Origin of the sequence: Knoellia altitudinis, assembly GCF_042666355.1 — a bacterium.
In the GTDB taxonomy this organism is placed as follows: Bacteria; Actinomycetota; Actinomycetes; order Actinomycetales; family Dermatophilaceae; genus Knoellia; species Knoellia altitudinis.
On record NZ_JBHTDK010000001.1, the window covers coordinates 756419 to 778865 of the forward strand.

At 68.7% G+C, this 22447-nt stretch carries 21 protein-coding genes; 12 read left to right on the forward strand and 9 right to left on the reverse strand.

Going from position 1 to position 22447, the window contains the following annotated elements; translation table 11 throughout:
• The 3 genes from ACFQW8_RS03475 to ACFQW8_RS03485 are packed head-to-tail and all read left to right on the forward strand — an operon-like array spanning window position 1 to window position 3084.
• Window positions 1–1713 (forward strand): fumarate hydratase, encoded by a 1713-nt coding sequence (locus ACFQW8_RS03475; protein WP_380085584.1) that lies wholly within the window; start codon window positions 1–3, stop codon window positions 1711–1713.
• Window positions 1710–2225, forward strand: coding sequence for a beta-class carbonic anhydrase (locus tag ACFQW8_RS03480; protein ID WP_380085585.1), 516 nt, complete (start codon window positions 1710–1712; stop codon window positions 2223–2225). The genes ACFQW8_RS03475 and ACFQW8_RS03480 overlap by 4 nt, the downstream gene beginning before the upstream one ends.
• A gap of 10 nt (window positions 2226–2235) precedes the next feature.
• Complete coding sequence (locus ACFQW8_RS03485; protein ID WP_380085586.1) at window positions 2236–3084, forward strand: MOSC domain-containing protein; 849 nt, start codon at window positions 2236–2238, stop codon at window positions 3082–3084.
• A 3-nt stretch (window positions 3085–3087) separates the two neighbouring features.
• Here the strand turns inward: ACFQW8_RS03485 and ACFQW8_RS03490 are convergent, their stop codons facing one another.
• Together ACFQW8_RS03490 and ACFQW8_RS03495 are read right to left on the reverse strand one after the other, a co-directional pair.
• Window positions 3088–3741: an SDR family oxidoreductase gene (locus ACFQW8_RS03490; RefSeq protein WP_380085587.1), complete on the reverse strand. Its 654-nt coding sequence runs from the start codon at window positions 3739–3741 to the stop codon at window positions 3088–3090.
• A 2-nt stretch (window positions 3742–3743) separates the two neighbouring features.
• Window positions 3744–4172: an Ohr family peroxiredoxin gene (locus ACFQW8_RS03495; protein ID WP_380085588.1), complete on the reverse strand. Its 429-nt coding sequence runs from the start codon at window positions 4170–4172 to the stop codon at window positions 3744–3746.
• Window positions 4173–4217: 45 nt separating this feature from the next.
• On the opposite strand from ACFQW8_RS03495, the gene ACFQW8_RS03500 reads away from it, so the two are divergent.
• The 4 genes from ACFQW8_RS03500 to ACFQW8_RS03515 all read left to right on the forward strand — a co-directional run bounded on the left by ACFQW8_RS03500 (window position 4218) and on the right by ACFQW8_RS03515 (window position 8369).
• Window positions 4218–5585, forward strand: a complete 1368-nt coding sequence (locus ACFQW8_RS03500) for a GH1 family beta-glucosidase (protein ID WP_380085589.1) — start codon at window positions 4218–4220, stop codon at window positions 5583–5585.
• Window positions 5586–5727: 142 nt separating this feature from the next.
• Window positions 5728–6561, forward strand: coding sequence for an ABC transporter substrate-binding protein (locus tag ACFQW8_RS03505; RefSeq protein ID WP_380085590.1), 834 nt, complete (start codon window positions 5728–5730; stop codon window positions 6559–6561).
• 93 nt (window positions 6562–6654) lie between these two features.
• On the forward strand, window positions 6655–7479 hold the full coding sequence (locus ACFQW8_RS03510) for an amino acid ABC transporter permease (RefSeq protein WP_380085591.1): 825 nt from the start codon (window positions 6655–6657) through the stop codon (window positions 7477–7479).
• Between the two features lie 5 nt (window positions 7480–7484).
• Window positions 7485–8369 (forward strand): amino acid ABC transporter ATP-binding protein, encoded by an 885-nt coding sequence (locus ACFQW8_RS03515; RefSeq protein ID WP_380085592.1) that lies wholly within the window; start codon window positions 7485–7487, stop codon window positions 8367–8369.
• An 83-nt stretch (window positions 8370–8452) separates the two neighbouring features.
• Here ACFQW8_RS03515 and glmM read toward each other — a convergent pair whose 3' ends face one another.
• From glmM to rplM, 3 genes are all read right to left on the reverse strand, one after another.
• Window positions 8453–9799, reverse strand: coding sequence for a phosphoglucosamine mutase (glmM, locus tag ACFQW8_RS03520; RefSeq protein WP_380085593.1), 1347 nt, complete (start codon window positions 9797–9799; stop codon window positions 8453–8455).
• A gap of 153 nt (window positions 9800–9952) precedes the next feature.
• Complete coding sequence (gene rpsI / locus ACFQW8_RS03525; RefSeq protein ID WP_380085594.1) at window positions 9953–10471, reverse strand: 30S ribosomal protein S9; 519 nt, start codon at window positions 10469–10471, stop codon at window positions 9953–9955.
• Window positions 10471–10914 (reverse strand): 50S ribosomal protein L13, encoded by a 444-nt coding sequence (gene rplM, locus ACFQW8_RS03530; protein WP_380085595.1) that lies wholly within the window; start codon window positions 10912–10914, stop codon window positions 10471–10473. The genes rpsI and rplM overlap by 1 nt, the downstream gene beginning before the upstream one ends.
• A gap of 304 nt (window positions 10915–11218) precedes the next feature.
• Between rplM and ACFQW8_RS03535 the strand changes: the two genes are divergently transcribed.
• Together ACFQW8_RS03535 and ACFQW8_RS03540 are read left to right on the forward strand one after the other, a co-directional pair.
• Window positions 11219–11830 carry an ArsR/SmtB family transcription factor gene (locus tag ACFQW8_RS03535; protein ID WP_380085596.1) on the forward strand — a complete coding sequence of 204 codons (612 nt, stop codon included), beginning with the start codon at window positions 11219–11221 and terminating at the stop codon, window positions 11828–11830.
• Complete coding sequence (locus ACFQW8_RS03540) at window positions 11827–13113, forward strand: MFS transporter (RefSeq protein ID WP_380085597.1); 1287 nt, start codon at window positions 11827–11829, stop codon at window positions 13111–13113. The genes ACFQW8_RS03535 and ACFQW8_RS03540 overlap by 4 nt, the downstream gene beginning before the upstream one ends.
• Before the next feature lie 2 nt (window positions 13114–13115).
• Here ACFQW8_RS03540 and ACFQW8_RS03545 read toward each other — a convergent pair whose 3' ends face one another.
• Complete coding sequence (locus ACFQW8_RS03545; RefSeq protein WP_380085598.1) at window positions 13116–16217, reverse strand: pullulanase X25 domain-containing protein; 3102 nt, start codon at window positions 16215–16217, stop codon at window positions 13116–13118.
• 163 nt (window positions 16218–16380) lie between these two features.
• Here ACFQW8_RS03545 and ACFQW8_RS03550 point away from each other — a divergent pair, with 163 nt between their 5' ends.
• Window positions 16381–17043 carry an LmeA family phospholipid-binding protein gene (locus ACFQW8_RS03550; RefSeq protein WP_380085599.1) on the forward strand — a complete coding sequence of 221 codons (663 nt, stop codon included), beginning with the start codon at window positions 16381–16383 and terminating at the stop codon, window positions 17041–17043.
• Window positions 17044–17052: 9 nt separating this feature from the next.
• On the opposite strand, the gene ACFQW8_RS03555 is transcribed toward ACFQW8_RS03550, so the two are convergent.
• Window positions 17053–17904, reverse strand: a complete 852-nt coding sequence (locus ACFQW8_RS03555) for a tRNA pseudouridine synthase A (RefSeq protein ID WP_380085600.1) — start codon at window positions 17902–17904, stop codon at window positions 17053–17055.
• Between the two features lie 94 nt (window positions 17905–17998).
• Here ACFQW8_RS03555 and ACFQW8_RS03560 point away from each other — a divergent pair, with 94 nt between their 5' ends.
• The gene (locus ACFQW8_RS03560; RefSeq protein WP_380085601.1) at window positions 17999–20023 is read left to right on the forward strand and encodes a PQQ-dependent sugar dehydrogenase; all 2025 of its coding nucleotides are present in this window, start codon (window positions 17999–18001) and stop codon (window positions 20021–20023) included.
• A gap of 39 nt (window positions 20024–20062) precedes the next feature.
• Complete coding sequence (locus ACFQW8_RS03565) at window positions 20063–20365, forward strand: DUF2087 domain-containing protein (RefSeq protein WP_380085602.1); 303 nt, start codon at window positions 20063–20065, stop codon at window positions 20363–20365.
• A 121-nt stretch (window positions 20366–20486) separates the two neighbouring features.
• Here ACFQW8_RS03565 and rplQ read toward each other — a convergent pair whose 3' ends face one another.
• Both rplQ and ACFQW8_RS03575 read right to left on the reverse strand, forming a co-directional pair.
• Window positions 20487–21224, reverse strand: coding sequence for a 50S ribosomal protein L17, sunset domain variant (gene rplQ / locus ACFQW8_RS03570; RefSeq protein ID WP_380085603.1), 738 nt, complete (start codon window positions 21222–21224; stop codon window positions 20487–20489).
• Between the two features lie 29 nt (window positions 21225–21253).
• Window positions 21254–22294 carry a DNA-directed RNA polymerase subunit alpha gene (locus ACFQW8_RS03575; protein WP_380085604.1) on the reverse strand — a complete coding sequence of 347 codons (1041 nt, stop codon included), beginning with the start codon at window positions 22292–22294 and terminating at the stop codon, window positions 21254–21256.
• Between the last annotated feature and the right edge of the window lie 153 nt (window positions 22295–22447).

The following is a 22447-nucleotide window of genomic DNA, read 5'->3' on the forward strand; positions in this document are numbered from 1 at the left end:
ATGGCCGAGTTCGCCTACGAGGACCTCCTTCCGGTCGGTCGTGACGACACGGCGTACCGACTGCTCACCACGGACGGCGTCGAGGTCCTCGACGGCCCGGGCGGGCGCCAGTTCCTCCAGGTCGCACCCGAGGCGCTGCGTCTGCTGAGCGGGACGGCGATGCACGACATCGCGCACTACCTGCGGCCGGCTCACCTGCAGCAGCTGCGCGACATCCTCGATGACCCCGAGGCCAGCAGCAACGACAAGTTCGTCGCTCTCGACCTGCTCAAGAACGCCAACATCGCCGCTGGTGGTGTGCTGCCGATGTGCCAGGACACGGGCACGGCGATCGTCATGGGCAAGCGCGGCCAGCACGTGCTCACCGACGGCATCGACGAGAAGGCCCTCTCCCACGGCATCCACGACGCCTACACGCGCCTCAACCTGCGCTACTCGCAGATGGCGCCGGTGAACATGTGGGACGAGCGGAACACGGGCAACAACCTGCCCGCGCAGATCGAGCTCTATGCCGACACGACCCCGGGCCACGAGAGCACCTACAAGTTCCTCTTCATGGCCAAGGGTGGCGGCAGCGCCAACAAGTCGTTCCTCTTCCAGGAGACCAAGGCCGTCCTCAACGAGTCCGCGATGATGCGCTTCCTCGACGAGAAGCTCCGGAGCCTCGGCACGGCGGCGTGCCCGCCCTACCACCTGGCCATCGTCATCGGTGGCACGAGCGCCGAGTTCGCCCTCAAGACAGCGAAGTACGCGAGCGCCAAGTACCTCGACGCCCTCCCCACGACGGGCGATGCAGCAACGGGTCGCGGCTTCCGCGACACCGCGCTCGAGGAGCAGGTGCTCGGCCTGACCCGCGAGTTCGGCATCGGCGCACAGTTCGGCGGCAAGTACTTCTGCCACGACGTGCGCGTCGTCCGCCTCCCTCGGCACGGCGCCTCGCTTCCTGTCGCCATCGCCGTGTCGTGCTCGGCGGACCGCCAGGTCCTCGCCAAGATCACGGCCGAGGGTGTGTTCATCGAGCAGCTCGAGACCGACCCGGCCCGGTTCCTCCCCGACACGACGCACGGCGCGCTCGAGAGCCACGACGAGGCCACCGGCGCCGGCTCCACCGGCCAGGGTGCCGTCGTCGAAGTGGACCTCAACCGGCCGATGGACGAGATCCTCGGTGAGCTGACGGCATACCCCGTCAAGACCCGCCTCTCACTCAGCGGACCGCTCGTCGTCGCCCGCGACATCGCCCACGCCAAGATCAAGGAGCGACTCGACGCCGGGGAGGAGATGCCGGGCTACCTGCGTGACCACCCGGTCTACTACGCCGGTCCCGCAAAGACCCCCGAGGGTATGCCGTCCGGTTCCTTCGGTCCGACGACCGCCGGTCGCATGGACTCCTACGTCGGGCAGTTCCAGGCCGCTGGCGGATCCAAGGTGATGCTCGCCAAGGGCAACCGGAGCAAGGTCGTCACGGACGCCTGCAACGAGCACGGCGGCTTCTACCTCGGCTCGATCGGAGGTCCGGCCGCTCGTCTTGCCCAGGACTGCATCAGGAGCGTCGAGGTGCTCGAGTACCCCGAGCTCGGCATGGAGGCGATCTGGAAGATCGAGGTCGAGGACTTCCCGGCCTTCATCGTCGTCGACGACAAGGGCAACGACTTCTTTGCCTCAGTGACCAAACCGCTGGCCATGACCATCCCCAAACGACCAGGACTGAAATGAGTGAGAACCCCTTCCCCACACCGGAATTCGATGATCTGCTCGCGGCCAATGAGGCCTTCGCGACTCAGTTCACCCTCGGTGGCTTCGACGGCATCGCCCACAGGGGCGTCGCCGTCGTCACCTGCATGGACTCGCGCATCGACCCGCTGGGCATGCTCGGCCTCTCCCCCGGTGACGCCAAGATCTTCCGCAACCCCGGTGGGCGCGTGACGGCCGCGGCACTCGAGGCGCTCGTCCTCGGTGTGCACCTGCTCAATGTCCAGCGCGTGCTCGTGGTGCCGCACACCCGCTGCGCGATGACGAAGTACTCCGAGACCGAGCTGCGCGCGCTCATCGGCGAGAAGGCCGGCTCCGACGCCTCGTGGCAGGGCTTCCACGTGATCGCCGACCAGGAGACCGCTCTCAAGGCCGACGTCATGGCCGTGCGCGCCCACCCGCTCATCCCCGACAGCGTCGCTGTGGGCGGGTTCATCTACGACGTCGACACCGGCCTCCTCGAACAGCGCGCGTGAAGGTCGAGCGATGTCGACCATCCACGTCGTCGGGCTCAACGTGCATCCGGTCAAGAGCACGGCAGTTCGGCCGGTGAGGTCGGCCGCCGTCGAGCTGCCGGGGTTCGCTGGTGACCGACGTTGGATGGTCATCGACGCCGAGGGAGTTCTCGTCTCGGCCCGCGAGCTGCCCCGCCTGTTCTCCATCTCGGCGGACACCCCTGAGACGAGCAGCGAGGTCACGGCGACGCTGCGACTGCGCGCTCCCGGTATGCCGGACCTGCAGCTGCCCGGGACTGGTTCCGAGGTGCTCCCGGTTCGACTGCACCGTCATGACCTCACCGGCGCTCTCGAGGCGCCCGAGGCCGATGAGTGGGTGAGCCGTGTCGCCGGTGTTCCCGGGCTGCGTCTGGTGCGATGCGTCGACCCGACGCGTCGGGCGCTCAACCCCGACTTCAGCCAGGGAGGTGACCACACGGCATACGCCGACGGCTATCCCGTGACCCTCGCCAGCCAACGGTCGCTGGGCCGGCTCAACGACTGGATCGCCGAGGGCGCTGTGGACCGTGGCGAGCCGGTGCCCGAGCCGTTGTCGATCGAGCGCTTCCGGCCCAACGTCGTCATCGGCGGTGACCTGGAGGCGTTCGTCGAGGACAGGTGGTCGACCGTCCGGCTGGGCGAGGTGACCTTCCGGGTGGCGAAGCCCGTCGACAGGTGCGTCATGACGACCATCGACCCTGGCACCCTCGCGACATCGAAGGAACCCATCCGCACCCTGGCCCGGCACCGTCGCTGGAACGGCAAGACCTGGTTCGCGATGCAGCTCATCCCCGACAGCACCGGTGTGGTGCGCGTCGGGGATGAGGTCCTGCCGGGCTGAGGTTCAGACGATGGCGTCGAGCGCCAGCTTGATCGGTGTCTCTCCGTTGTTGAACAGGACCGTGGTGCGCGCGAAGACGTCGTGCTTGACGACGTATGCCGCCACGGTCGCCACGTCGTCACGCGTGACATGGCCGGGCTCGAGATCGTCACCGACCTCGATGCGTCCGGTGCCCGAGTCATCGGTCAGCGTGCTCGGTCCGAGGATCGTCCAGTCGAGGGAGGTCTCGCGGAGGTGGGCATCCGCATCGGTCTTGGCCTGGGCGTAGGTGAAGAACGGGTTGTCCTGCGGCACACCGTGATCGGGGCCAGAGCCGATGTAGGACACCATGACGTAACGCGGCACCCCGGCGGCGACGGCCGCCTCCATCGAGCGGATGGCCGCATCACGGTCCACAGCGATGGTGCGCTCGGGGTTGCCACCGCCGGCACCGGCGGACCACACGACGACGTCCGCTCCAGCGAACGCCTCCGTCATCTGCTCGACCGACAGCGACTCGACATCGAGGACCGCCGGGGTCGCCCCGACCTCCTCGATGTCAGCGCTCTGGTCGGCGTTGCGGATCCACGACGTGACCTCGTGGCGCGCGTCGGACAGCTGCTGGGCAAGCCGCAGCGCGATCTTGCCGTGGCCACCGATGACCGTGACGGCAGCCATGGTCAGGCCGCGCGTCCCGTGACGGTGACATCGATGTTGCCGCGGGTGGCCTTGGAGTAGGGGCACACCTCGTGGGCCTTCTCAACGAGCTCCTGGGCCTTGTCCTCGTCGACACCCGGGATGACCGCCTCGATCGCGACCGCGAGGCCGGCCCCACTGTCGGTCTTGCCAAACGTCACGTCGGCCGTCACGACGGACGCACTCGTGTCGAGGCCGTCCTTCTTGGCGACGAGGTTGAGGGCACCGGTGAAGCAGGCGGCGTATCCGGAGGCGAAGAGGGTCTCGGGGTTGGCCTTCGGGTTGGCCTGGCTGCCCGGCTTGCCCAGAGGAAGGTCGACGACGCCGTCCTCGCTCTTGACGGTGCCTTCACGCCCACCCGTGGCGGTCGCGGCGATCGTGTACAGGGTCTCGTTGACTGCTTCGTATGGCATATGAACACCATGCCTCAGCACTCGTGTGCGGACTACGTTGGGTCCATGACCTTCGAGACGACCTTCCCCGACGGATTCCTGTGGGGCGCAGCCACCGCGAGCTACCAGATCGAGGGGGCCGTCGCCGAGGACGGGCGCTCTCCGTCCATCTGGGACACCTTCAGCGCCGAGCCCGGCAAGGTCCACGGCGGCGAGTCCGGCGAGGTGGCGTGCGACCACTACCACCGCGTCCCCGAGGACGTCGCGCTCATGAAGGAGCTGGGTCTGGGTGCCTACCGCTTCTCCGTCGCCTGGCCCCGAGTCATCCCGACCGGCACGGGCGCGGTCAACCAGGCCGGCATCGACTTCTACTCACGCCTCGTGGACACGCTGCTCGACAACGGGATTCGCCCCTTTGTCACGCTCTACCACTGGGATCTGCCGCAGGCCCTCGGCGATCGTGGTGGCTGGCTGAACCGTGACATCAAGGACTGGTTCGCCGACTACACCGGGGCCGTCGTGGACGCTTTGGGTGACCGCGTGAAGAACTGGACCACCCTCAACGAGCCGTGGTGCTCGTCCTTCCTCAGCTACTCGCTCGGACAACACGCCCCCGGGCACACGGACCCCGTCGAGGGACTCGTGTCCGCGCACCATCTCATGCTCGCCCACGGCACCGCGGTCCCGGTCATCCGTGAGAAGTGCGCCGACGCGGAGGTGTCGATCACGTTGAACCCCACCCAGGTCTGGGGACCCGAGGACGGCGACGAACGCGATCTCGATGCCGTGCGTCGGGCCGACAACGTCCTCAACGGTGTCTTCTTCGGCCCGCTCTTCCACGGCTCCTACCCGGCGACGTTGCTCGAGGACACGGCCCACCTCACCGACCACGCCTACATCCAGGAGGGGGACCTCGAGGTCATCAACGCCCCCCTCGACAACCTCGGCGTCAACAACTACTTCCCCACCCGCGTCCGCCACGCGGAAGGTGCCGTCCATCCGCTCCCGGGCGGCGAGGGCGTCGAGGACGCCGAGCCACGCCCACCACTCACCGACATGGGCTGGGAGATCTCGCCCGAGGGCCATCACGACATCCTCATGCGCTCGTGGGAGGAGTCCGGGCTGCCGATCTATGTCACCGAGAACGGCTCCGCCTGGCCGGACACCCTCGAGACCGGACCCGAGGGCGCGGCGGTCCACGATCCGGAGCGGACGGCATACCTGCACGGTCACCTCGACGCCGCGAAGCAAGCGATCGACGACGGCGCCGACATCCGCGGCTACTTCGCGTGGTCCCTCATGGACAACTTCGAGTGGGCGTTCGGCTACAGCAAGCGCTTCGGCATCGTCCACGTGGACTACGACACCCAGAAGCGCACCATCAAGGACTCGGGGCTCGAGTACGCCCGGATCATCGCCTCGCACCAGTCCTGATCGGGGGCCGGCGAGGCACGACACAGGTCACGATTCGGGGGTCTCATGCGACAAAGTCGCTGCATCCGGCTCAGCGCTGGGTAGGGTCAGCGACTAGTCAGACGTGGGTCGACCACGTCCACTACCGCCAAGGAGTCCCCCGGTGACCACCTCACGTACCCGCCGCGCCAGCGCCCTCGCTGCCGCCGCGCTCATGTCCACTCTCGCCCTCGCCGCCTGCGGTTCCGGTGACGGGGACGCCGAGCCCGCTGCCTCGAACTCCAGCGGCATCACCCTGATCACGGACGGCAAGCTCAAGGCCTGCACGCACCTGTCCTACAAGCCGTTCGAGCACAAGGAAGGCTCCAAGGTCGTCGGCTTCGACGTCGACCTCGCCGACCTCGTCGCCAAGGAGCTCAAGGTCGAGCAGGAGGTCGTCGACATCGAGTTCGCGACGATCACCTCCGGAGCGGCGTTCGCCGCCAAGAAGTGCGACATGGGCTACGGCGCCACGACGATCAACGACGAGCGCAAGAAGGCCGTCCTCTTCTCGGACCCCTACTTCGACTCGACCGCGGCCCTCATCGTCAAGAAGGGTTCGGGCATCACCGATCTTGCCGGCCTCAAGGGCAAGAAGCTCGGCGTGCAGACCGACACCACGGGCCAGGAGTTCGGCGAGAAGGAGAAGGCCGCCAACGGGTTCACCCCGGTCGTCTTCGAGGACCTCCCCTCGCAGCTCGCTGCCGTCCTGTCCGGCCGCGTCGACGGAGCGATCAACGACAACGGTCCTCTTCTCGACTACGCCAAGGAGAACCCGGGCGCAGAGGTCGTCAAGGAGTTCGACACCGGCGAGCAGTACGGCCTGATGTTCAAGAAGGACGATCCCAACGGCACCAAGCTCGCCGAGCTCACCAACAAGATCCTCACGGACTCGAAGGCGGACGGCCGCTACAACACGATCTACAAGAAGTGGTTCGGAGTCGACGCCCCGAAGTGACCTTTCTCGGGGCGCCGGGGCGGCGGTACGGTTTCGACCGGGCCGCCGCCCCGGCGCATCTGAGCCCGCACCCGCAGGTCGGCAGGAGAACTCATGAGCACCACCACCACTGAAACGGCACCGAAGAAGAAGCTGTCCCCCCGCCGCAGGGCACAACGGATCCGGTGGGCGCAGTACGCCGTGCTGGCGATCATCGTCCTCGTCGTGCTCTTCACGGCCAACTGGGGCCAGCTCCAGGACGTCTTCTTCCGCACAGACCTCGTGAAGCTCACGCTGACCGAGGGCCTGCCCACCGCCTTCAAGAACACGCTCGTCTACACCGCTGGTGCGTTCCTCATCGGTCTCGTGCTGGGCACTGTGCTCGCCCTGATGCGACTGTCGTCAGTCGGTCCGTACCGGTGGATCGCGACCGTGTGGATCGAGTTCTTCCGCGGCCTGCCGGCGATCGTCGTCTTCCTCGCGTTCAGCCTTCTGCCCTTGGCGTTCGAAGGGCTCATCATCCCCTACGACCCCTACGGCACGGTCTGGGTCGCTCTCGGCCTGGTGGCCTCGGCCTACATGGCCGAGACCATCCGAGCGGGAATCCAGGCGGTCCCACCGGGACAGATCGAGGCGGCGCGTTCCCTGGGTATGCCCTCTGGGACGGCCACGCGCAAGATCGTGCTTCCCCAGGCCTTCCGGATCATCACCCCGCCGCTCACCAACGAGGTCATCCTTCTCGTCAAGGACTCCTCGCTCGTCTACGTCCTCGGGCTGTCGGCCACGGGCTACGAGCTGACGAAGTACGGCCGCGACCTGGCCAGCTCGAACGCCAACCTCACGCCGCTCATGGTCGCGGGGTTCTGCTACCTGATCATCACCCTCCCGCTCTCCATCCTCGTGCGCCGCATGGAAGCCCGTCAGAAGAAGGAGCGCTGAGCACCATGGCTGCGTCCACCACCGCCGGCTCCACGGTCGTCGAGGTCGTCGACCTCCACAAGTCCTTCGGCAGCAACCACGTCCTGCAGGGACTCAACGCCACCATCCGCCAGGGTGAGGTCGTCTGTGTCATCGGCCCGTCCGGATCGGGCAAGTCGACCTTCCTGCGCTGCATCAACCTCCTCGAGGAGCCCACGAGCGGCTCGATCAAGGTGGGCGGCGACGAGGTCACCGACCCGGACTGCGACATCGACGCCATCCGCCGCAACATGGGGATGGTCTTCCAGCAGTTCAACCTCTTCCCGCACCTGTCGGTTCTCGACAACTGCACCATCGCGCAGACCACGGTGCTGGGACGCAGCAAGGACGAGGCCCAGGCCAAGGCCCGCGAGAACCTCGAGAAGGTCGGCATCTCCGAGAAGGAGTCGGCGTTCCCGGCCCAGCTCTCCGGCGGCCAGCAGCAGCGCGTCGCCATCGCCCGGGCGCTCTCGATGGACCCGAAGCTCATGCTCTTCGACGAGCCCACCTCGGCGCTCGACCCCGAGCTCGTCGGTGACGTGTTGTCGGTCATGAGGCGGCTGGCCAGCGAGGGCATGACGATGTTCGTCGTCACCCACGAGATGGCCTTCGCCCGCGAGGTCGCGGACCGGGTGATCTTCATGGACGGCGGCAACATCGTCGAGGAAGGCTCCCCCGAGCAGGTCATCGGCACCCCCACCGAGGAGCGGACCAAGGTCTTCCTCCAGCGCGTCCTCGACCCGACGCATGTCGAGCCGGGAGCCGAGGACGAGGCCTACCTCAAGCGCCACGTCGCCGACGCCGCCGGAGGCGTCGACGAATCCCTCCCAGGCACGCACGGTCGCTACACCGGCGGCAGCGGCCTCGGCTGACCCAGTCGAGAGTAGAGAACGCGCCGTCTCCGGAACTTCGGAGGCGGCGCGTTCTCTACTCTCGACTGCTTGGGGCGGTGCAGTCAGAGGGTGAGGCGTTCCTTGACGACCTCGACCAGGCGGTCGGCGACCAGCTGGGCGTCGTCCTTGGTGGCGGCCTCGACCATGACCCGCACGACCGGCTCGGTGCCCGACTTGCGCAGCAGCACCCGTCCCGACCCGTTGAGCCGCACCCCCGCCTCGGCCACGGCCGCCTGCACGTGCTCGTCGCTCTCGACGCGTGCCTTGTCGACGCCCTTGACGTTGATGAGCACCTGCGGCAGGCGTGTCATGACCGTCCCGAGGTCGGCGATGGTGCGCCCGGTCGCGACCATGCGAGCGGCCAGCATGAGCCCGGTGAGGACACCGTCGCCCGTGGTGCCGTGCTCGAGCATGATGACGTGGCCGGACTGCTCGCCCCCGAGCGTGTGCCCGGACCGGCGCATCTCCTCGAGCACGTAGCGGTCGCCGACGCCGGTCTGCTTGACCTTGATGCCCTCGCGCTCCATGGCCTGGATGAGGCCGAGGTTGCTCATGACCGTCGCGACGAGGGTGTCCTCGTGCAGCGCGCCACGTGACTTCATGTCGACCGCCAGGATCCCCATGATCTGGTCGCCGTCGACCTCGTTGCCCTCGGCGTCGACGGCGAGGCAGCGGTCGGCGTCACCGTCATGGGCGATGCCGAGGTGGGCGCCCCGGCGGATGACGGCGTCCTTGAGGTGCGTCAGGTGGGTCGAGCCGTAGCCGTCGTTGATGTTGAGGCCGTCGGGCTCGGTGCCGATCTCGATGACCTCGGCACCGGCCAGCCGGAACACCTCGGGTGAGACCGACGAGGCCGCACCGTGGGCTCCGTCGATGACGACGGTGAGCCCGTCGAGACGGTTGGGGATGGCCTCCAGGAGATGCGCGACGTAGCGGGCCTGGCCGGCCCGGTTCTGGTGGACCCGACCGATCTGGGCGCCGGTCGGCAACGGCGCGGGCGAGTCGAGCCCGGCCTCGATCTCGTCCTCGAGCGCGTCGGGGAGCTTGTGCCCGCCGAGCGCGAAGAACTTGATGCCGTTGTCCGGCATGGCGTTGTGTGAGGCCGAGAGCATGACGCCGAAGTGGGCATCCATGTCGGCCGTGAGGAAGGCGACCGCCGGTGTGGGCAGCACGCCCACGTCGTGGACGTCGACCCCGGACGAGGCCAGTCCGGCGATGACGGCAGCGCTGAGGAACTCACCGGAGGCCCGGGGGTCCCGCCCCACGACGGCCTTGGGCTTGCGACCAGCCTCGCGCGCGCCCCGCCCGAGGACCGTGGCGGCCGACATGGCGAGACGCATGGCGAGATCGGCAGTGATGTCGACGTTGGCGAGTCCTCTGACTCCGTCGGTCCCGAACAGTCGTGCCATGCGTATGCCGTGCCTTTCGTCGTCCTTCAGGGCGCCGGTCGTGTTGACGGCCGCCGAGTCAACCTACCCCCGCACGCCGAAGGCGGCACCCCCTGAGGGATGCCGCCTCCATGCGGGGCGCGCCACGAGGACGCGCACGCCAAGAACGCTGGATCAGCGCTTGCTGTACTGGGGTGCCTTACGAGCCTTCTTGAGACCGGCCTTCTTGCGCTCCGGGACGCGGGAGTCACGCGAGAGGAAGCCGGCCTTCTTGAGGGTCGGACGGTTCAGCTCCTCGTCGACTCCGTTGAGCGAGCGGGCGACACCAAGACGCACGGCGCCGGCCTGGCCGGAGGGGCCACCACCGTGGACGCGCACGAGCACGTCGTAGGCGCCGTCGAGCTCGAGCACCTTCAGGGGCTCGTTGACGATCTGCTGGTGGACCTTGTTGGGGAAGTAGGCCTCGAGCGTGCGGCCGTTGACCTTCCACTCGCCGGTGCCGGGGACGATGCGCACGCGGGCGATGGCCTGCTTGCGACGACCGGTGGCTGCACCGGGAGCAGAGGCGGTGGGACGACGGGCCGGCTCGGTGGCCGAGTCGGCGGAGGACTCCGAGGTGTACTCGGTGATCTCCTGGTCCTCGGTGTCGGTGCCGAACTCTGCCTCAGTGGCGTCGGTGATGTTCTCGGTCATTACTGGGCCACCTGGGTGATCTCGAAGGGCTTGGGCTGCTGCGCAGCGTGGGGGTGCTCGGAGCCGGCGTAGACCTTGAGCTTGGTGAGCTGCTGACGGCCCAGCGTGGTGCGCGGGAGCATCCCACGGACGGCCTTCTCGACCGCCTTCTCGGGGAACTTCTCGAGCATCTCGACGTAGGTGCGGCTGCGCAGACCACCCGGGAAGCCCGAGTGGCGGTAGGCGCGCTTCTGCTCGAGCTTGGCGCCGGTGAGGGCCACCTTGTCGGCGTTGATGATGATGACGAAGTCGCCACCGTCGACGTGGGGGGCGAAGGTCGGCTTGTGCTTGCCGCGCAGGAGCGTCGCCGTCTGGACGGCGAGGCGACCGAGCACGACGTCCGTGGCATCGATGATGTGCCACGTGCGGGTGATGTCGCCCGGCTTCGGGGTGAAGGTACGCACGGTGTTGCCTAACGTGTGGATGGAACGGGATGACCTGCGGTCTGTGTCGACGGGACAGCCTTCGTCCGTGCCGGACCAGAACCTCAGGGGTATGCCGTGTGCTCCCGCCAAGGTTATGAGACCTCTCGGGTCACCCTGGGAAGGGCGCACGGCACAACAGTCCTCAAGTTTACGGGCGACCGGCTTCGCGCCCAAATCGCCCACGTCCGGGTCAGAAAGTAGCCTTGACCTGCACAAACGAAGGATAACCGACGGCATACACAAATGTTGTGCAAACGAAATGTGCAGAGGTATTGTGCACAGCATGCCCTCCGACTCCCCCTCCGCGGACCACCAGCTCACCGGCCTCCGGCTCGACGCGGCCTCGCTCAAGGTGCTCGCCCACCCGCTCCGCTCCCGTCTCCTGTCCGCGCTGCGTCGTGGCGGCCCGGCGACTGCGACCACCCTCGCCACCTCGCTCGGGACCAACTCGGGGGCGACGAGCTATCACCTCCGCAGGCTCGAGTCCGTCGGCCTCGTGACCGACACCGGTGAGGGCGAGGGCAAGCGACGCCTGTGGCGGGCCGCCACGGAGAGCCACACCTACGAGCCCAGCGACTTCGCCGGCGACGAGGACTCCGAGACGGCGCTCAACTGGCTCGTGCGCGACTACACCCGCCACTTCGCCGAACAGTTCGAGAGGTGGCTCGACGTCGAGGCCGCCTGGCCGATCGCGTGGCGTGACGCAGCCGGTATGAGCGACTCCTACGTCGTCGCGACCCCGGCACAGCTGCAGGCGATGAAGGCTGAGCTCGATGAGGTGGTTGCGCGCTATCGCCGTGTAGGACAGGGCAACCCGGCCGCCCGCCGCCTTGCGGTCTACACCGTGTCCTACCCCCTGGACCTGGACCGCATCCCCCGTGGGGAAGACCAGTGAGCGACCACCTCTCCCCCGCTGCTGCCAAGCGGGTCTTCCTCATCCTGAGTGCCACCCGGTGGCTGCCCGTCGGCTTCGTCATCGGGGTGTTCACCCTCTTTGCCATTGAGCGCGGCCTGACGGTCCAGCAGACCCTGACCTACGGAGCAGCCCAGGGCGTCATGGTCCTCCTGCTCGAGCTGCCCACCAGTGGTTTCGCCGACGCCTTCGGGCGCAAGGCAGTCCTCGTCGCCGCAGGTGTCGTCAACATCATCGCGGGGGTGCTCTACCTGACCGCGACGACGTTCTGGCAGTTCGCGCTCGCCGCGGCGTTCCTGGGCATCTATCGGGCCCTGGACTCCGGCCCGCTCGAGGCCTGGTTCGTCGACACCGTCCACCTCAGCGAACCCGGCGCCGACGTCGACCAGGCCCTCGCCACCCAGGGGACCATCGTCGGGGTCGCCATCGCCGGTGGGTCATTGGCCTCCGGTGGACTCATCCTGTGGCACCCCTTTGCCGACTACAGCGCCATCGCCGTGCCGATCGTGGTCTCGGTCGTGTTTGCACTGATTCACCTCGTGCTCACGATGGCGATGGTGCACGAGCCCGTCGAACTGTCAGAGCACACCCGAGCGCGCCAGGCCATCGACTCGGCCAAGGACACCCCCAAGGTCATTGGCGACGGCCTGAAGCTCCTGCGCCACAACCGAGTCCTGGCTGGCCTCGTCGGCGTCGAGCTCTTCTGGGTGATCGGCATGATGGTCTTCGAGACGATGTTGCCCATCCGGCTCGCCGAGATGCTTGGCACCACGGCTGAGGCGGGGGCCCTTCTTGGACCGGTCGCCGCTGGTGGCTGGGCGGTGTTCGCCCTCGGGTCGGCATCGGCCGGGCGGGCCATGCGCAGCTGGGGCGTGGTTCGTGCTGCCATTGCCGCTCGGATCCTCAACGGACTCGGCGCGGCAGCCATGGGCCTCATGTTGGGGCCGGTCGGACTCGTCGGGGCCTATCTGTTGACCTACATGCTGCACGGCGCGGGCGGAGCGCCCCACTCCGCGCTCCTGCACCGGGAGGCGAGCGCGCGCAACCGCGCCACGGTCCTGTCCATGAACTCGATGGTCATGCAGGCGGGGGGCGCAGTGGCGGCGCCTGCCCTCGGCTGGTTGGCCGCAACGACGTCCGTGCAGACCGCCATGGTGGTGGCCGGGCTGGTGAGTGTCTTCGGGGCCTTCCTCTACCTCCCGGCACTGCGCCACGAGCGCGGACGCGGCGTCGACCCTGCGGAGGGTGACGCCGCGCCCGCCTGAGGTCAGCGGCTCGTGACGGTCGTGCGGTGGGTCGAGGAGTCGTAGACGAAGTTCGTCGTCGCCCCGTCGCTCGGAACGGTCACGCTCATCTCGGCGCCGTCGCGGGTGCCGCCCTCGCCGTAGTTCTCCGCCCACGACTGGTCATGGGCGATCTTGAACGAGTAGGTGCCGGCCGGGATCCGCGTGGTCGCCCACGTGAAGACGCCGTCGCCGTCCTTGTCCTGCAACCAGGGGCGCATGCAGTCGGGGGCCCAGATCGCCGGACACCCGAGCGCGGTCTGGAAGGTCCCCGGCGCGGTGATGATCTCCGTCTGCTCGTCCGAGGTGCCCCAGTGGGTGCGCGGGTCGTAGAAGAACGTCACCGTGCCATCCGGGGTCTCGTACGAGATGTTCTCGCTGCCACCACCGTCACCGTAGGACTCGGTCCAGGATCGGTCGTGCGCCACCTTGTAGGAGTAGGGGCCGGGGGCGATGGTGAACGTCTTCTTCCAGATCTGGTCGTCCGGGTCCAGGGTCAGCTGGGCCTGGTCGCAGTCGGGCGCCCAGTCGCCGTTGACCCCGAGGTTGGACGGGCAGCCCATCTCGGAGTTGTGCGTGCCCGGCACCGACACCGCGGTCGGCTGGGTCGGCGGCGGGTCACCGATCTCACCCTCCGTCGAACCGCCTGTCGACTCCGCGACCACCGAGGCCCAGGTGCTGTCCGCAGCCACCCGTCCGGCGGCGTCACGCACGACCGCGCGGTACTCAAGTACCGAGCCCAGCGGCATACCGGCCACGTCATGGAAGACGCGGAACGGGGCGTTGTCGTCGGTCCCGATGGAACGCCACGCGGACGTCCCGACCGGGCGGTAGAGGAAGGTCGTCTGCGCGAAGGTGCTCGCCGACACGTCGGCGGCCACCTCGGCCCGACCCGACACCGTCGAGTCGGCGCCTGCGGTCAGCTCGACCGTCGGTGCGGCACCCGTCGTGGAGATGGCCTTGTTGGCCCGCCAGACGCTGACCGTCAGCGGCGGCACGCTCACCCTGACCGAGCCGTCGGCGGCCGGCTTGACCGCAGTGTCCGTGCCGGAGACCGGCGTGAACACGACGCCCTTGCCCTTGCTCCAGGTCGGGAACGTCGCGGACGCCGCCTTCTCGTCGTTGTTGGCGGCCACGATGTACTCGACCTTCTGACCCGCGTCGATCCGGGAGACGGCGAAGACGCCGGCGCCTTCGGCGGAGTAGCGGTTGACCTGCGCACCGTCCGCGAGTGCGGGGTGCTTCGCACGGACCGCCGAGAGCGCCCGGATGTGCGCGTAGAGCGGGTGCGTGGTGTCGAAGCGGTCGCGCGAGCCCTCGGGCCCGGCCAGGACGTCCTCGGTGTTGTAGACGTCGACCTTGCTCGCGAACATGTCCTCGCGGGCGAGCTGGTCGCCACCGGTGCCGACGAAGCCCTGCTCGTCGCCGTAGTAGGTCACCGGGTTGCCTCGGGTCGCGAACATGAGCGAGTCCGCGAACTTCACGCGGGCGAGGTGCTCGGCCTCGCCCGACACACCCTCCTTGAGGAACATCGCGGCGCGGCCCATGTCGTGGTTCCCGAGGAACGTCGGCAGCTGGTAGGCGTTGCTGTCGGCGTCGGTGTACCAGTCGTCCTTGGCGAAGAAGTCCGCGAGCGCGCCGGCCGGCTTGCCCTTGGCGAAGTCGATGCCCTGCTGCTGGAAGCCGAAGTCCAGGGTGGCCTGGAGCTTGCCGCGCGTCGTGTACTCGGACATGACGGCGGGGTTGCCGTCGTAGACCTCGCCGAACGCGAAGAAGTCCTCGTTCTTCTTGGCGGCGTGGCCGAGCAGGTCGGGCATGAACTTCTGCCAGAACTCGAGGTTGACGTGCTTGACGGTGTCGATGCGGAAGCCGTCGATGCCGAAGTCGACCCACTGCTTGTAGATCTCGCCCATCCCGTCGACGACCTCGGGGCGCTCGGTGAACAGGTCGTCGAGGCCGATGAAGTCGCCGTAGGTCGAGGACTCGCCCGCGAAGGTGGAGTCACCGCGGTTGTGGTACATCAGCGGGTCGTTGAGCCACGCCGGGGTCTTGGCGTCCTCGTCGCCCTTGCGCAGGACCGGGGTGTAGGGGAAGGACGTCGCCGGGTCCATCTCCGGGAAGGTCCTGTTGACGTAGTCGCGGTCGTCGAAGGCGGTCCCCGAGGCGTCCTCGTAGGGGAAGTTCTTCTTGGAGCGGTAGGTGTACTGCTGCTCCTCGTAGTCGATGACGTCGGCGGTGTGGTTGGTGATGATGTCGAAGAAGACCTTCATCCCCTTCTTGTGCGCCGCCGCGATGAGCGTCTTCATCTCCTCGTTGGTGCCGAGGTGCGGGTCGATCTGGGTGAAGTCGGTGATCCAGTAGCCGTGGTAGCCGGCGCTCTCCTCGCCCGGCCTGCCCTGTACCGGCTTGTTCTTGAAGCTCGGCGTGAGCCAGATCGCCGTCGTGCCCATGCCCTTGATGTAGTCGAGCTTGTTGATCACGCCCTTGAGGTCACCACCGTGGTAGAAGCCCTTGTGCGTCGGGTCGAACCCGGTCGTGAGCGGCCCGCCGGTGAGCCCACCCTTGTCGTTGGCCGTGCTGCCGTTGGCGAACCGGTCGGCCATGAGGAAGTAGAAGCGTTCCTTGGTGAGCGGGGAGCGCAGCGAGCTCTTGGCCAGCGCGGCGTCGGCGGACGTCGTGCCGCCGGAGAGGTTCTGGGGCGTCACGCTCACGAGGTGACTCACGTCGTCATAGGTGAACTTCAGCGTGGCCGGTCCCTCGAGGACGAGCGGGATGTCGGCACCGTCGAGCGCACCGTTCGCGCCGTAGTTGACGGCCCACGAGTCGTTGATCGCGACCTTGAACGCGTAGTTCCCGGCCGGGAGGGTGAACGTCTTGCTGTATGCCGTGGTGTCCCCGACCCTGGTCAGCTCGCTGGCGCTGCAGTCGGGCTGCCAGTCGGCGGAGCATCCCAGCTCGGTCTGGAGCGAGCCGGCGAGCGCGACCGAGGTCGTCTCCGCAGCAGCGGGAAGCGCGGCACCCACGAGCGGGGTGAGGGCGACAGCGGCCCCGGCCAGGACGGCATACAGGCGGCGTGGACTGGGCATCGTTGCTCCTCCGAGGTCGCCGCGGCGCCACCGTTGGCGCGCGGACGTGAACTGGTGTGGAGGCTATCTGCGTAAACGCTTTACATGAAGCCCATCACCACCCCTTGTGTGCCCGAGACCACGTCTGGGCGTGGGCTCAGGCACACAGGGCAGGATGTGGTGGGTGAAGCAGTTCGTGCTGGGCGCAGTCACCATGCTCACGGCCCTGGTCGTCGCCGCCCTCGTGCTCGTGTGGTCCGTGGGCAGTCCGGGGTCGGGAGCCGACGTGCCTGCCCCGACCGCGAGCGCCGCCCCACGGCCGTCCGCGCCGACGGACCTCGCCAGCGGCGAGACCTGGCTCGGCGACGTGCGCCTGACCAGCGCCCAGGTCGTCACGGGCGACGGCGGCCTGCGTGACGTCACCGCCATCGGGTCGGCCGTGAGGTTGGACGGGGAGGGTCTACGTGCCGGACGCCTCGACATCGATGCCTTGCTTCCCTTCGAGTCGGCCGCGTCCCAGATCGGTGACGGCGTGACCCTGTATGCCGCGGACGACGGGCTCGCGGGCCTGCGACGCCGGGTGAATGTGCTGGGTCGCGACGTCGAGGTGCGCGCGACGGGCGCGGTGCGTGCCGTCGACGGCCGGCTCGTCATCACGCCCGAGACGATCGACCTCGACGGGCCCGACTGGCTCGACTCGGCCGCGTCGACGATCGTGCGGCAGCTGGTCACCATCCGGCACACGGTCCAGGGCGTCCCTGAGGGCATGGCGCTCACGGCAGTGTCCGTCCAGGCCGAAGGGTTCCGTGCGCACCTGCGCGGCGACGACGTCAGCATCACGCGCTGAGGGTGAGGATCAGGGGTCGGGGTCGAGGGTGCGCGTGGCCCGGGCCTCGCTCGCCCGAGCGGCGAGGTCCGCGTCCGCCGGATAGGCCACCTCTTCGAGCGAAAGCCCATGCGCCGGCATGACCGTGACGCGTGGGTCACGTGCACCCGCGGTGAGCACCTCGGCCGGGAACCCGACCTCAGCCCGCCCCTGCCCCACAGGAACGACCGACCCGACGAGGGCGCGAACCATGCTGTGGCAGAACGCATCCGCAACGACTGTTGCCTCGACGGTGCCGTCGGCCGTGCGCTCCCACGAATAGTCCAGCAACGTGCGCACGGTCGTCGCGCCCTCACGCTTCCTGCAGAACGCTGCGAAGTCGCGCAGCCCGGTGAGGCGCCCCGCCGCCAAGTCCATCGCCTCGACGTCGAGCTCGTCCTTGACGAGCACCGTGTCCCGTCGACGCAACGGGTCGAGCGTGCCGGGGCGGTCACAGACCCGATAGAGGTAACGCCGCTGCGTCGCTGAGAACCGTGCGTCGAAGCCGGCCGGCGCACGTGAGACGGCCCGCACCACCACGTCGGACGGGAGTATGCCGGCCAGCCGGGTTCTCGCCGCCTCCTCGGGTGAGCGGGACGACCGACCCGGCAGGACGGCATACAGGGCTGCGTCGACGTCGGCGTGGGCAACCTGACCGCGGGCGTGGACGCCGGCGTCCGTGCGCCCAGCGACGGTGAGCCGCAACGGTTCCGGCGCACGGAGCAGAGTTGCCAGGGCCGTCGACAGCTCTCCCTCGACGGTCCGCCGGCCCGGTTGCGCGGCCCAGCCCGAGAAGTCCGTCCCGTCGTAGGCGAGGTCGATCCGCACGCGCAGCGACGTCATGGGTCGGCAGCCTAGGCCACGCGCTCACGGCCAGACACCCTGCTGTGGCCGTGCAGCGGATGCGCGGGCACCGGTGCACGGTTACGCTGCCGACATGGGGCGGTACGCACGCATCCTTGTCGTCGGCGCTCTTGTTGCCGGGACCGCTACAGCGACCCTGGCCCCCGGAGCGGCGTATGCCGGTGCGTCGCCTCAGAGTGTGGAAGCGAAGGCTGCGGCGCTGGCTGCGGCGGCCGAGCCAGCCTCCCGCCTCACCACGGTAGCCAGTGGGCTCGCCCTCCCATGGGACGTCGCCCCCCTGCCGTCCGGCGAGGTGCTGTTCACCCAGCGCGGCGGCGCCACGAGGATCATCCGCACCAGCGGAGGCGTCCAGACCGTCAGCACCGCTCAGGGCGACCTCTTCGTCGGGTCGGAGTCCGGCCTCATGGGGCTCGTCATCGATCCCGGCTTCGCCACGAACCGCACATACTACACCTGCCAGGCCTACCGCGGCAGCGGCACCTCCGCCGTCGACATCCGCGTGCTGCGGTGGGTGCTTGCGGCCAGCGGCACCTCGGCCAGCCGCAGCGGCTCACCAGTCGTCACCGGCATCCCGGTCACCAGTGGGCAGCACGGCGGTTGCCGGTTGCGCTTCGCCGCCGACCGGACCCTGCACGTCGGCACCGGCGACGCCATCGTGGGCACGAGCCCGCAGGACCTCGGCTCTCTCGGCGGGAAGACCTTGCGCGTCAGCAGCTCCGGCGTCGTCCCGAGCTCCAACCCGTTCTCCTCACGAGGAGGCAACGCCGCGAAGGTCTGGACCTACGGCCATCGCAACGTCCAGGGCCTTGCGCTGCGACCCGGGACCAGCGAGATGTGGAGCGCCGAGCACGGCCCGGATGTCGACGACGAGGTCAACCGGCTGGTCCCCGGCCGCAACTACGGGTGGGACCCCGTGCCGGGCTACAACCAGAACGTCCCCATGACCGACCTGGCGAAGTTCCCCTCGGCCGTCCTGGCCCGCTGGCGGTCCGGCCGCCCGACTGTCGCCACGAGTGGCGCGACGTTCCTCACCGGCAGCCGGTGGGGCCGCTGGGAGGGTGCGCTCGCGGTGGCGGAGCTGAAGAACTCCGGTGTGCGGGTGCTGTCGCTCACGCCCGACGGCCGGGTGCGAGGAGACGAGCAGGTGGACTCACTGGACGGCTCTGTGGGACGGATCCGCACCGTGCAGTCGGCCGCCAACGGCTCGATGTTCGTGAGCACGAGCAACGGCAGCGGCGACCGGGTGCTGCGCCTCGACCCGACCGCGACGCCGCAACCCTTCACGTCCGGGCTCGACGTCTCCCCCAGCGGCGTGTCGGCGGTCGTGCGCAACGGCGCCGTGACGGTGTTCGTGCGGGCGACCGACGGGCGGGTGATGCACACGACGCAGGCCGTCGCCGGCGGGGCCTTCGGCGCCTGGCAGATGGTGCAGGGCACCATCACCTCGGCCCCGACGGCAGTCACCTGGGGCGGCTCGCGGGTCGACCTCTTCGCCCGTGGCCCAGCAGGCACGCTCGTGCACACCTACAGCAACGGTGGCGCCTTCGCGCCGTGGGGCAACCTGGGCGGCTCGATCCGGGGAGCACCCACGGCGGCGTCGTTGTCGTCCGGAACCCTGGACGCGGTGGCCCGCAGCGGCGATGCGCTGTGGAGGATCCGTTGGGACGGCACTCGGTGGACGCCCTGGTCGACGATCCACGGAGGCGTGAGCAGCGCACCGGCTGCCGCCGCCGACCGGACCTCTGGCACCGTGCGCGTGCTCGTGCGAGGCCGTGACGGCCGCCTGTGGGACAGCATTCTCACCAGCACCGGCATCCGCCGCGGCTGGGCCGCCGTGGGCTCCCGGCAGACCTCGTCGGCCCCGGCGGTCACACCGGGCTCGGGCGTCGTGCTCACCCGCAACGGGGTGACCCCGGTGGTGGCCATCGGCTCGTTCGTCACTGCGATCGGCGGCGAGCTGACCGGCGCCCCGGCGGTCGCCTCGCGGGGCACGGACAGCTGGGTGGCGTTCGGTCGCGGCAACGACGGCGCGCTGTGGACCTACGACGGACGTCCCGGGCGGCACACGTGGTCACGCGTCGGCGGCGCACTCGGCTGACCGTCGCGCGATCAGCGTCTGGTTCATAGGCTTCCACCCATGGACCGGCCCCATCTCACTTCGGCGCTCGAGCGGCGAGACGCCGTCCTGCGCGCGTTCGTCGGCGCCGACGGACGGCTCGCCACCATCCCGACGAGGATCACCAAGCGGCTCGTCGTGCTCGACCTCGTCGCGCAGGACTTCGCCCTGGGCGAGATCTATCCGGAGTCGGCCGTCACCGAGATCCTGCGACGGCGCCACCCCGATCACGCGGCACTGCGCCGCTACCTCGTCGAGGAAGGCTTCCTCGATCGTCGCGACGGGACCTACTGGCGCTCCGGCGGGACCGTCACGCTGGACTGAGTCGCCGAGTTCGACTCATCGAGGGGCTCGCGTGCCCAGCCGACCCGGACGGATGGCATGCGAAAGGGCCGTTCACCTCGTCGAGGTGAACGGCCCTTTGCGCTGTGCCGTGGAGGGCGGGTCAGGCGTCGTCGTCCTCGACCTGCTGCTTGTCCTCGCCACCAGCCGGCTCGAAGCCGGCAGCCTTGGCGTCGTCAGCCGAGGCGAACCAGAACTCGGCCTCGGTCTGCTCGAACCACTGCGAACCCTCGACGTGGTACTTGCCGGAGTCGGCGTTGCCCTTGACCGAGTAGCCCTCGGGTGCGGAGCCGTCCTCGTTGGAGGCGACAGCACCCTTCGGCAGCTCGACAGCGGCAGCGTCCTCGGTGGCCGGAGCGTCCGTGCCCTCGGTCTCGGTGACCTCAGCCTGGGTGACCTCAGTCTCGGCCTCGGCAGCCTTGGACTCCTTGACGGCACGCTTGGTCGCGCCCTCGGCCTCCTTGACGGTGGCCTTCCTGGCGACGGGCTCGCGGACGAGCTCGATGACCGCCATCGGGGCGTTGTCGCCCTTGCGCGGGCCGATCTTGGTGACCCGGGTGTAGCCACCCTGGCGCTCGGCCATGTCCGGTGCGATCTCGACGAAGAGGCGGTGGACGACGCCCTTGTCGCGGATGACCGTCATAACCCGGCGCCGGGCGTGCAGGTCGCCACGCTTGGCGAAGGTGACGAGGCGCTCGGCGAGCGGGCGAAGGCGCTTGGCCTTGGTCTCGGTGGTCGTGATCGAGTCGTGCTCGAACAGCGACGTCGCGAGGTTCGCCAGGATGTGACGCTCGTGAGCCGGTCCGCCTCCGAGACGGGGACCCTTGGTGGGCGTAGGCATGTCTTTATCTCCTAGGGGTTAAGTCAGCGTCAGAGCTGCTCGTCCTCGGCGAACGACGCGTCCTCTGCGTCGTCGGCGTCGGCGAAGCTGAACTCGTCGTCGTAGGAAGCGATCTGGCTCGGGTCGAAGCCGGCGGGGCTGTCCTTCAGGGCCAGGCTCATGCCGTGCAGCTTGGCCTTGACCTCGTCGATGGACTTCTGACCGAAGTTGCGGATGTCGAGCAGGTCGGCCTCACTGCGACCGACGAGCTCACCCACGGTGTGGATGCCCTCGCGCTTGAGGCAGTTGTAGGAGCGGACCGTGAGGTCGAGGTCCTCGATCGGCAGCGCCAGGTCGGCAGCGAGAGCAGCGTCGGTGGGCGAGGGGCCCATGTCGATGCCCTCGGCCTCGACGTTGAGCTCACGGGCGAGGCCGAAGAGCTCGACGAGGGTCTTGCCGGCAGAGGCGAGCGCGTCACGAGGGGTGACGGCCTGCTTGGTCTCGACGTCGAGGACGAGGCTGTTGAAGTCGGTGCGCTGCTCGACTCGGGTCAGCTCGACCTTGTAGGTGACGTTGAGGACCGGGCTGTAGATGGAGTCGACCGGGATGCGGCCGATCTCCTGGTCACCGGACTTGTTCTGCTGCGCCGAGACGTAGCCGCGACCGCGCTCGACGGTCAGCTCCATCTCGATGCTGCCCTTGTCGTTGAGCGTCGCGATGTGCAGGTCGGGGTTGATGACCTCGACACCGGCCGGCGGAGCGATGTCCGCGGCGGTGACGGCGCCGGAGCCCTGCTTGCGCAGGTACATGACCACCGGCTCGTCGTGCTCCGAGGAGACGACCAGACCCTTGATGTTGAGGATGATCTCGGTGACGTCTTCCTTGACACCGGGGATCGTGGAGAACTCGTGGAGGACCCCGTCGATCCGGATGCTCGTCACGGCGGCACCGGGGATGCTCGAGAGCAGGGTGCGGCGGAGCGAGTTCCCGAGCGTGTAGCCGAAGCCGGGCTCGAGGGGCTCGATGACGAATCGGCTCCGGTTCTCGGAGATGACGTCCTCGGAGAGGAGTGGACGCTGTGCGATGAGCACGGTGATTTTCCTTCCCACGGGCGACCGCTATATGACGCCTCGTGAAACTGCCGGGGTCGAACCCGGCTGTCCAGCCCACCTCTGTCTGTGGTCAGGACGAACAGCGGGTATGCCGTGTGCGCGACGTGCGCACACGGCATACCGCTGCGTGGA

Excerpts from the sequence above, each read along its gene's own strand:
- ACFQW8_RS03510 (WP_380085591.1), top strand. The coding sequence starts at position 6,655 with ATGAGCACCACCACCACTGAAACGGCACCGAAGAAGAAGCTGTCCCCC.
- ACFQW8_RS03480 (WP_380085585.1), top strand. The coding sequence starts at position 1,710 with ATGAGTGAGAACCCCTTCCCCACACCGGAATTCGATGATCTGCTCGCG.
- ACFQW8_RS03555 (WP_380085600.1), bottom strand. The coding sequence starts at position 17,904 with ATGACGTCGCTGCGCGTGCGGATCGACCTCGCCTACGACGGGACGGAC.
- ACFQW8_RS03485 (WP_380085586.1), top strand. The coding sequence starts at position 2,236 with ATGTCGACCATCCACGTCGTCGGGCTCAACGTGCATCCGGTCAAGAGC.
- rpsI (WP_380085594.1), bottom strand. The coding sequence starts at position 10,471 with ATGACCGAGAACATCACCGACGCCACTGAGGCAGAGTTCGGCACCGAC.
- rplQ (WP_380085603.1), bottom strand. The coding sequence starts at position 21,224 with ATGCCTACGCCCACCAAGGGTCCCCGTCTCGGAGGCGGACCGGCTCAC.
- ACFQW8_RS03475 (WP_380085584.1), top strand. The coding sequence starts at position 1 with ATGGCCGAGTTCGCCTACGAGGACCTCCTTCCGGTCGGTCGTGACGAC.
- ACFQW8_RS03495 (WP_380085588.1), bottom strand. The coding sequence starts at position 4,172 with ATGCCATACGAAGCAGTCAACGAGACCCTGTACACGATCGCCGCGACC.
- ACFQW8_RS03535 (WP_380085596.1), top strand. The coding sequence starts at position 11,219 with ATGCCCTCCGACTCCCCCTCCGCGGACCACCAGCTCACCGGCCTCCGG.
- ACFQW8_RS03500 (WP_380085589.1), top strand. The coding sequence starts at position 4,218 with ATGACCTTCGAGACGACCTTCCCCGACGGATTCCTGTGGGGCGCAGCC.
- ACFQW8_RS03515 (WP_380085592.1), top strand. The coding sequence starts at position 7,485 with ATGGCTGCGTCCACCACCGCCGGCTCCACGGTCGTCGAGGTCGTCGAC.
- ACFQW8_RS03490 (WP_380085587.1), bottom strand. The coding sequence starts at position 3,741 with ATGGCTGCCGTCACGGTCATCGGTGGCCACGGCAAGATCGCGCTGCGG.
- ACFQW8_RS03565 (WP_380085602.1), top strand. The coding sequence starts at position 20,063 with ATGGACCGGCCCCATCTCACTTCGGCGCTCGAGCGGCGAGACGCCGTC.
- ACFQW8_RS03545 (WP_380085598.1), bottom strand. The coding sequence starts at position 16,217 with ATGCCCAGTCCACGCCGCCTGTATGCCGTCCTGGCCGGGGCCGCTGTC.
- glmM (WP_380085593.1), bottom strand. The coding sequence starts at position 9,799 with ATGGCACGACTGTTCGGGACCGACGGAGTCAGAGGACTCGCCAACGTC.
- ACFQW8_RS03560 (WP_380085601.1), top strand. The coding sequence starts at position 17,999 with ATGGGGCGGTACGCACGCATCCTTGTCGTCGGCGCTCTTGTTGCCGGG.